Here is an 8431-nt window from a genome sequence, read left to right as displayed (position 1 = left end):
GGTTGGCGGAGGACGGACCCCCTCCCTCACCAAGCCCGGTCCCGCGCCCCCGGTTCGACCGGGGGCGCGGGCCTCGTCGTGGGCGCGGCGACGAAGCTAGCCCTTGGACGCCTTCTTCTCGTCGGCGTCCTGGATGACGGCCTCGGCGACCTGCTGCATCGACATCCGCCGGTCCATGGACGTCTTCTGGATCCAGCGGAACGCGGCCGGCTCCGTCAGCCCGTACTCCGTCTGGAGGATCGACTTCGCCCGGTCGACCAGCTTGCGGGTCTCCAGCCGCAGGGTGAGGTCCGCGACCTCGTTCTCCAGCTCGCGCAGCTCCGTGAAGCGGCACACCGCCATCTCGATCGCCGGCACGACGTCGCTCTTGCTGAAGGGCTTCACCAGGTAGGCCATGGCACCGGCGTCACGGGCGCGCTCGACGAGGTCGCGCTGGGAGAAGGCGGTCAGCATGAGGACGGGCGCGATGCGCTCCTCGGCGATCTTCTCCGCGGCGGAGATGCCGTCCAGCTTGGGCATCTTCACGTCGAGGATGACCAGGTCGGGCTTGTGCTCACGCGAGAGTTCGACGGCCTGCTCGCCGTCACCGGCCTCGCCGACGACCGTGTAGCCCTCTTCCTCCAGCATCTCTTTGAGGTCGAGGCGGATCAGTGCCTCGTCCTCGGCGATGACGACACGGGTCGTCAGCGGAGGCACGTGCGACTTGTCGTCGTCGGGCGCGTCTACGGGCTGGGGCGACTCGGGGGAGGTCACGGGGGCTCCTTGTTCAGGGCGGGGCACTGCTCCCAAGAGCCTACCTATCTCCTGTATGTTTGAGGCACCGAGGGGCTACACTGACCTTCGGTTCGAAGACGCTCCGGTAGTCCAATCGGCAGAGACGATACCCTCAAAAGGTATTCAGTGTGGGTTCGAGTCCCACCCGGGGCACTTAACCTTCCATTCGAAGGTCGCCCATAAAAGCGGATGTTCCCGTTCTCGTGAACATCCGCTTTTCGCTGTGTGTCGAGTGCATCCGCAACGGAAACCCCCTACGACATCTCCGTCGCCGAAAAGGCGCACATGGCGCTGGTCGACACCCATGTCGGCCCCAGCACCGATCCGGCCGGCCTTACTCGGGACTGTCGTCCTCTCCGATGTGGTGCACGCGCACGAGGTTCGTCGAGCCGGACACCCCCGGCGGCGAGCCGGCCGTGATCACCACCACGTCGCCCTTCTCGCAGCGCCCGTATTCCAGGAGCAGTTCGTCCACCTGGTCGACCATCGCGTCCGTGGAGCCGACGTGCGGGCCGAGGAACGTCTCGACGCCCCAGCTCAGGTTCAGCTGGGAGCGGGTCGCCGGTTCCGGGGTGAAGGCGAGGAGGGGAATCGGGGAGCGGTAGCGGGACAGGCGGCGGGCGGTGTCGCCGGACTGGGTGAAGGCGACCAGGAACTTGGCGCCCAGGAAGTCGCCGATCTCCGCGGCCGCCCTGGCGACGGCGCCGCCCTGGGTGCGGGGCTTGTTCCGTTCGGTGAGGGGCGGGAGTCCGGCCGTGAGGATGTCCTCCTCGGCCGCCTCGACGATCTTCGCCATGGTGCGGACGGCCTCCACCGCGTACTTGCCGACGCTGGTCTCGCCGGAGAGCATCACCGCGTCCGTGCCGTCGATCACGGCGTTGGCGACGTCGGATGCCTCCGCGCGTGTGGGGCGGGAGTTCTCGATCATCGAGTCCAGCATCTGGGTGGCGACGATCACCGGCTTGGCGTTGCGCCTGGCCAGCTTGATGGCGCGCTTCTGCACGATCGGAACCTGCTCCAGGGGCAGCTCGACGCCGAGGTCACCGCGGGCCACCATGATCCCGTCGAAGGCGGCGACGATGTCGTCGATGTTCTCGACCGCCTGTGGCTTCTCGACCTTGGCGATGACGGGCAGCCGGCGCCCCTCCTCGTCCATGATCCGGTGGACGTCCACGATGTCCCGGCCGCTGCGGACGAAGGAGAGGGCGATGACGTCGAAGCCGGTGCGCAGGGCCCAGCGCAGGTCTTCCTCGTCCTTCTTGGAGAGGGCGGGGACCGAGACGGCGACTCCCGGCAGGTTCAGGCCCTTGTGGTCGGAGACGACCCCGCCCTCGACCACGCGGGTGTGGACGCGCGGGCCGTCGACCTCGGTGACCTCCAGGCACACCTTGCCGTCGTCCACGAGGATGCGCTCGCCGGCGGACACGTCCTCGGCGAGACCGGCGTACGTCGTCCCGCAGATCCGGCGGTCGCCGGCCACGCCTTCCTCGACGGTGACGGTGAAGGCGTCGCCGCGTTCGAGGAGTACGGGTCCTTCCGCGAAGTGGCCGAGTCGGATCTTCGGACCCTGAAGGTCGGCGAGGGCGCCGACGCTGTGGCCGGTCTCGTCGGAGGCCTGGCGGACGTGGCGGTATCGCTCCTCGTGCTCGGCGTGGCCGCCGTGGCTGAGATTGAAGCGGGCGACGTCCATTCCGGCTTCGACCAGTGATTTGATCCGGTCGTAGGAGTCGGTGGCGGGGCCCAGGGTGCAGACGATTTTCGCTCGGCGCATGAGTCGAGCCTATGACTTACCGGGCGGTAGCGAATTGGCTCGGCATGGCCGGTCAACGACCTTCGGGTGAAGGGCTGTTGACGAGTGACGCATTGTGCACCCGGTCGCTCCGATGAGCATCCGCAGGGCCGTCGCAATTCCTCGAACGGGTGAATTCACAGGCGCGGGGGAACCATGGTGAATTGCGCTCTCACCTCGGCTCGTACCCGTATGCGCTGCGGTTCGAGGTCGAGGGGCTCGGGCGGCGTGTCCGGCGTGGCGGCGGACATGCGGAAGGCCCGGCGGACCAAGGCCTCCTGGGGGCGTCCGGCGGCAGATTCGGTGCCCGTGTCGGCAAGCTCGACCAGGGCGGCCACCGAGGTGCCCAGCGCCTCGGCGTACTCCGCCGCCCGCCGTACGGCGTCACGTACCGCCTGTTGCCTGACCTCGCGGTGGACCGGCGAGTCCGGGCGCAGCTCCCACGAGGGGCCGTCCACCCGGGTGAGGTCCAGGTCGGCGAGGCGGGTGGCGAGCTCGCCGAGGGCGGTGAAGTCGGTCAGCCCGGCGACGACGTGGACACGGCCGTGGTGGCTGCGGACGCGTTCGCCACGGCCGTGCTGAGCCAGTTCCGGAGTGAGGGACACGGCGCCGGTGGACACGTCGGCCACGGCGTCGCCGTAGGACCTGACCAGGTCGAGGACCTCGGTGTTGCGGCGGGTGAGGTCGTCGAGGGTGGTGCGGCGGTCGCGGCCGCGGGCGGTGACGGTGATGCCGAGGCGGGCGATCTCGGGGGCGACGTCGAGGATGGTCTCGCCGCGGACGACGAGGAGGGGGGCGTCGGGGGTGCCGTGGGCTTCGGACGTGGCCATACGCCCCACTCTGACAGGCCTTGGCTGCTTATGCGGCGGGTCTCGCAAGGTTCCGGTCACCAGATCGAAACCTCGGAGGGCTGTTGTCGTCGGCCGTGGCCGGGTCAGAATCTACGCGCGTTCGTCTGCGCGCGTCCCCTGTCTACGCGCGTCATTGGTCGTTCCCGAGGAGCACAGCATGCCGTTGAACCGCCGGAAGTTCTTGAAGAAGTCCGCCGTGACCGGGGCGGGGGTGGCGATCGCGGGCGCGGTCGCGGCGCCGGCGGCGCAGGCGGCGGAGTCCAAGAAGCCGGCCAAGCCGGCCAAGCGGTACTCGCTGACCGTGCTCGGCACGACGGACCTGCACGGGCACGTCTTCAACTGGGACTACTTCAAGGACGCGGAGTACACGGACGCCAAGGGCAACGCGCAGGGCCTGGCGCGCATCTCGACCCTGGTCAACAGGATCCGCGCGGAGCGGGGCCGGGAGAACACGCTGCTCCTGGACGCCGGTGACACGATCCAGGGCACGCCGCTGACGTACTACTACGCCAAGGTGGATCCGATCACGGCCGAGGGCGGTCCGGTGCACCCGATGGCGCAGGCGATGAACGCGATCGGGTACGACGCCGTGGCGCTCGGCAACCACGAGTTCAACTACGGCATCGAGACGCTCCGCAAGTTCGAGGAGCAGTGCCACTTCCCGCTGCTGGGGGCGAACGCGCTGGACGCGAAGACGCTGAAGCCGGCGTTCCCGCCCTACTTCATGAAGACGTTCCGCGTGAAGGGCGCGCCGCCGGTGAAGGTGGCGGTGCTGGGCCTGACCAACCCGGGGATCGCGATCTGGGACAAGGCGTACGTGCAGGGGAAGCTGACCTTCCCGGGACTGGAGGAGCAGGCGGCGAAGTGGGTGCCGAAGCTGCGGTCGATGGGCGCGGACGTCGTCGTGGTGTCGGCCCACTCGGGCTCCTCGGGCACGTCGTCGTACGGTGACCAGCTGCCGTACGTCGAGAACTCGGCGGCGCTGGTGGCGCAGCAGGTGCCGGGGATCGACGCGATCCTGGTCGGGCACGCGCACGTGGAGATCCCGGAGCTGAAGGTCGTCAACGAGAAGACCGGGAAGACGGTGGTGCTGTCGGAGCCGCTGGCCTATGCGGAGCGGCTGTCGCTGTTCGACTTCGAGCTGGTCTTCGCCAAGGGCCGCTGGAGCGTCGAGTCGGTGGCGGCGTCGGTGCTGAACTCCAACTCCGTCGCCGACGACCCGAAGATCACCAAGTTGCTGTCCGACGAGCACGCCAAGGTCGTCGAGTACGTCAACCAGGTGGTCGGCACGGCGACCGAGACGCTGACCACGGTCGAGGCCCGGTACAAGGACGCCCCGATCATCGACCTGATCGCCAAGGTCCAGGAGGACGTGGTGAAGGCGGCCCTGGCGGGTACGTCGTACGCGTCCCTGCCGGTGATCGCGCAGGCCTCACCGTTCTCGCGCACCTCGCAGATCCCGGCCGGCGACGTGACGATCCGGGACCTGTCGAGCCTGTACGTGTACGACAACACGCTGGTCGCGAAGTTGATGACGGGCGCTCAGGTGCGCGCGTACCTGGAGTACTCCGCGGAGTACTTCGTGCAGACGGCGGCGGACGCGGTCGTGGACGTGGAGAAGCTGACGAACGCCGGTGGCCGTCCGGACTACAACTACGACTACGTGTCGGGACTGTCGTACGACATCGACATCGCGCAGGCGGCCGGATCGCGGATCAAGAACCTGACGTACGGCGGGGCGGCGCTGGACGACGCCCAGCAGTTCGTGCTGGCGGTGAACAACTACCGGGCCAACGGAGGCGGCGCGTTCCCGCACGTGGCGTCGGCGCGGGAGCTGTGGGCGGAGTCGACGGAGATCCGGACACGGATCTCGGAGTGGGTGACGGCGAAGGGCGTGCTGGATCCGAAGGAGTTCGCGTCGGTGGACTGGAAGCTGACGCGGAACGGTACGCCGGTGTTCTAGCGGCGCGGTCCCGTCCGGGACGGGCGTGAGGGGCGGTGGGGGAAGTCTCCCACCGCCCCTCACCGTTGTCGCGTGGTCACCGGCTCTCGAGGAGCGGGGTGAGGGTAGACGGCTGCCGTACCGGGGGGACGTGGGGCTGGGGGTCGAGGCCGAAGGTGGTGAAGGCGGTGCGGCGCGGGAGGGGGTAGCTCTCCTCGCCGGTGAGGGTGTTGAGGATGGTGGCGCTGCGCCAGGCGGTGAGGCCGAGGTCGGGGGCGCCGACGCCATGGGTGTGGCGTTCGGCGTTCTGTACGTAGACGTGGCAGCCGGAGCCGGTCACCGAGGGGTCGAGAACGAGGCGGAAGTGTTCGTCGATGCGCGGGCGTCCGGCGCTGTCGCGGCGGAGGTAGGGGTCGAGCCCGGCGAGGACGTGGTCCAGGGGACGCTCGATGTGTCCGGTGGCGAGGACGACGGCGTCGGTGGTGAGCCGGCTGCGGGTTTTCTGCCGGACGTGTTCGAGATGCAGTTCGATCTTGGTGTTGGCGATCCGGCCCGCGGTGCGGACGCGGACGCCGGGGGTGAGGACGGCGTCGGGCCAGCCGCCGTGCAGGGTGCGGCGGTACAGCTCGTCGTGGATGGCGGCCAGGGTGTCGGCGTCGATGCCCTTGTGGAGTTGCCACTGGGCGTCGACGAGGCGGTCGCGGGCGGACTGGGGCAGGGCGTGGAAGTAGCGGGTGTGGTCGGGGGTGAAGTGTTCGAGACCGAGCTTGGAGTACTCCATGGGGGCGAAGGCCTCGGTGCGGCCGATCCAGTGCAGGCGTTCCCGGCCGGTCGGGCGGTGCCGCAGGAGGTCGAGGAACACCTCCGCGCCGGACTGTCCGGAGCCGACGACCGTGACGTGGCCGGCGGCGAGGAGGCCGGCCCGGTGGTCGAGGTAGTCGCAGGCGTGCAGGACGGGGACGCCGGGGGTGTCGGTCAGGGGGCGCAGCGGGTCGGGGACGTAGGGCTCGGTGCCGATGCCGAGGACGACGTTGCGGGTGTGGGCGCGGCCGAGGGCCTCGGCTTCGCCGTCGGCGTCGAGCCGGGTGAAGTCGACCTCGAGGAAATCGCGTTCGGGGTTCCAGCGGACGGCGTCGACCTGGTGGCCGAAGCGCAGTGCGGGGAGGCTCTCGGCGACCCAGCGGCAGTAGGCGTCGTACTCGGCGCGGTGGACGTGGAAACGCTCGGCGAAGTAGAAGGGGAAGAGGCGCTCGCGGGTCTTGAGGTAGTTGAGGAAGCTCCAGGGGCTGGTGGGGTCGGCGAGGGTGACCAGGTCGGCGAGGAAGGGCACCTGGACGCGGGCGCCGTCGATGAGGAGGCCGGGGTGCCAGTCGAAGGTGGGGCGCTGTTCGTAGAAGACGGTGTCGAGTCCGGCGAGGGGCTGGGCGAGGGCGGCGAGGGAGAGGTTGCTGGGGCCGATGCCGATGCCGACGAGGGTGCGGGGGGTGTCGGCGGCCGGGTGGGGAGGGGTGTTCATGCGGGGGTGTTTCCTTCCACCAGTTCCAGGAGGGCGGCCAGGTCGTCGGGCCGGGTGTGGGGGTTGAGGAGGGTGGTCTTGAGCCAGAGCCGGCCGTCCAGGCGGGCCCGGCCGAGGACGGCGCGGCCTTCGGTGAGGAGTCGGCGGCGTATCAGGGCCACGGCCTCGTCGTCGGCGCCCGTGGGGCGGAAGAGGACGGTGCTGAGGGTGGGGGCGTCGTACAACTCGAACGCGGGGTCGGCGGCGACCAGGGCGGCGAACTCCTGGGCACGGGCGAGGACGTCGTCGGCGAGGGCGCCGAGGCCGGTGCGGCCGAGCGTCCTGAGGGTGACGGCGATCTTGAGGATGTCGGGGCGGCGGGTGGTGCGCAGGGAGCGGCCGAGGAGGTCGGGGAGACCGGCCTCGGTGTCGTCGTCGGCGTTGAGGTAGTCGGCGCGCTGGTGGAGGGCGGCGAGGTCGTCGGGGTCGCGGACGGCGAGGAGCCCCGCGGCGGCCGGCTGCCAGCCGAGTTTGTGCAGGTCGAGGGTGACGGTGTCGGCCGCGTCGAGGCCGGTGAGCAGGGCGCGGTGGCGGTCGCTGAACAGCAGGCCGCCTCCGTAGGCGGCGTCGATGTGCAGACGGGCGCCGTGGGCGGAGCAGCGGGCGGCGATGCCGGGGAGGGGGTCGATGAGCCCGGCGTCGGTGGTACCGGCGGTGGCCGCGACGAGCAGCGGGCCGGGCAGGCGGGTGAGGGCCTCGTCGAGGGCGACGGGATCGAGGGTGCCTGCGGGGGCCGGGACGACGACCGGGTCGGGCAGGCCGAGGAGCCAGGCGGCGCGGGGCAGCGAGTGGTGGGCGTTGGCGCCGTGCAGGAGGCGTACGCCGGCGCCGAGGCGTTCGCGGGCCAGGAGCAGGGCGAGGTGGTGGGACTCGGTGCCGCCGGTGGTGACGAGGGCGTCCGCGAGGCCGGCCTCGGCGGCGAGGGCGCGGGTGACGAGCGCCTCCAGCGCCGAGGCCGCCGGGGCCTGGTCCCAGGAGTCCAGGGAGGGGTTGAGGACGGAGGCGGCCAGGTCGGCGGCGGCAGCGACGGCGAGGGGAGGGCAGTGCAGGTGCGCGGCGCACAGCGGGTGGGCGGGGTCGGCGGAGCCCTCGGCCAGGGCACGGACCAGGGTGTGCGGGGCGGTCGGGTCGCCCCGCTGCGGCAGGACCTCGCCGACCGCTGCGCGCAGCCTGGCGGCCACCGCTTCGGGGCCGCCTGCGGGCAGGGGGCCGCCGCGGGCGCGGGCACCGGCGTCCAGCGCGTCGAGAACGGTGGCGAGCAACGGCCGTAGTGCGTCCGCGCCTTCGGGGCCTGAGGCGAGGGGCGGCATGCGCATGGGCTCCTCCGGAGGGCGGGGAGTCCCAGTTTGTCGGTGGTTGCGGCGACGTGCCCTGGCTGTGCGGGTTTTTGGACCCGAAAGTAGGAGGCTCTGCCGGGTGCCGTGCGGGTCGGGGGGGGGGGGGGGGTCCCCGCCCCCCCCCCCCCCCCCCCCCCCCCCCCCGGGCGCCAACCCCCAACAAAGCACGGCCCTACACCCCCC

At 70.9% G+C, this 8431-nt stretch carries 6 protein-coding genes and 1 tRNA gene; 2 read left to right on the top strand and 5 right to left on the bottom strand.

What is annotated here, in order from left to right:
- Positions 1–96 precede the first annotated feature (96 nt).
- Complete coding sequence (locus ACZ5Y0_RS26295) at positions 97–753, bottom strand: ANTAR domain-containing response regulator (protein WP_469131149.1); 657 nt, start codon at positions 751–753, stop codon at positions 97–99.
- Between the two features lie 100 nt (positions 754–853).
- Here ACZ5Y0_RS26295 and ACZ5Y0_RS26290 point away from each other — a divergent pair.
- Positions 854–927: transfer RNA gene (locus ACZ5Y0_RS26290), tRNA-Leu, on the top strand.
- A 181-nt stretch (positions 928–1108) separates the two neighbouring features.
- On the opposite strand, the gene pyk is transcribed toward ACZ5Y0_RS26290, so the two are convergent.
- Positions 1109–2545 carry a pyruvate kinase gene (pyk, locus tag ACZ5Y0_RS26285; protein ID WP_469131148.1) on the bottom strand — a complete coding sequence of 479 codons (1437 nt, stop codon included), beginning with the start codon at positions 2543–2545 and terminating at the stop codon, positions 1109–1111.
- 155 nt (positions 2546–2700) lie between these two features.
- On the bottom strand, positions 2701–3393 hold the full coding sequence (locus tag ACZ5Y0_RS26280) for an SIMPL domain-containing protein (RefSeq protein ID WP_469131147.1): 693 nt from the start codon (positions 3391–3393) through the stop codon (positions 2701–2703).
- Positions 3394–3571: 178 nt separating this feature from the next.
- Between ACZ5Y0_RS26280 and ACZ5Y0_RS26275 the strand changes: the two genes are divergently transcribed.
- Positions 3572–5377 carry a bifunctional metallophosphatase/5'-nucleotidase gene (locus ACZ5Y0_RS26275; RefSeq protein ID WP_469131146.1) on the top strand — a complete coding sequence of 602 codons (1806 nt, stop codon included), beginning with the start codon at positions 3572–3574 and terminating at the stop codon, positions 5375–5377.
- 76 nt (positions 5378–5453) lie between these two features.
- Here the strand turns inward: ACZ5Y0_RS26275 and ACZ5Y0_RS26270 are convergent, their stop codons facing one another.
- Together ACZ5Y0_RS26270 and ACZ5Y0_RS26265 are read right to left on the bottom strand one after the other, a co-directional pair.
- Complete coding sequence (locus ACZ5Y0_RS26270; protein WP_469131145.1) at positions 5454–6872, bottom strand: lysine N(6)-hydroxylase/L-ornithine N(5)-oxygenase family protein; 1419 nt, start codon at positions 6870–6872, stop codon at positions 5454–5456.
- A complete protein-coding gene (locus tag ACZ5Y0_RS26265) occupies positions 6869–8227 on the bottom strand; it encodes a pyridoxal phosphate-dependent decarboxylase family protein (RefSeq protein ID WP_469131144.1) in 1359 nt (452 codons plus the stop codon). The genes ACZ5Y0_RS26270 and ACZ5Y0_RS26265 overlap by 4 nt, the downstream gene beginning before the upstream one ends.
- Positions 8228–8431 lie beyond the last annotated feature (204 nt).

The organism is Streptomyces sp. NPDC033216, assembly GCF_055577115.1.
Note: the sequence above shows the minus strand (reverse complement) of the source record. Positions and strands in the feature narration are given on the sequence as shown.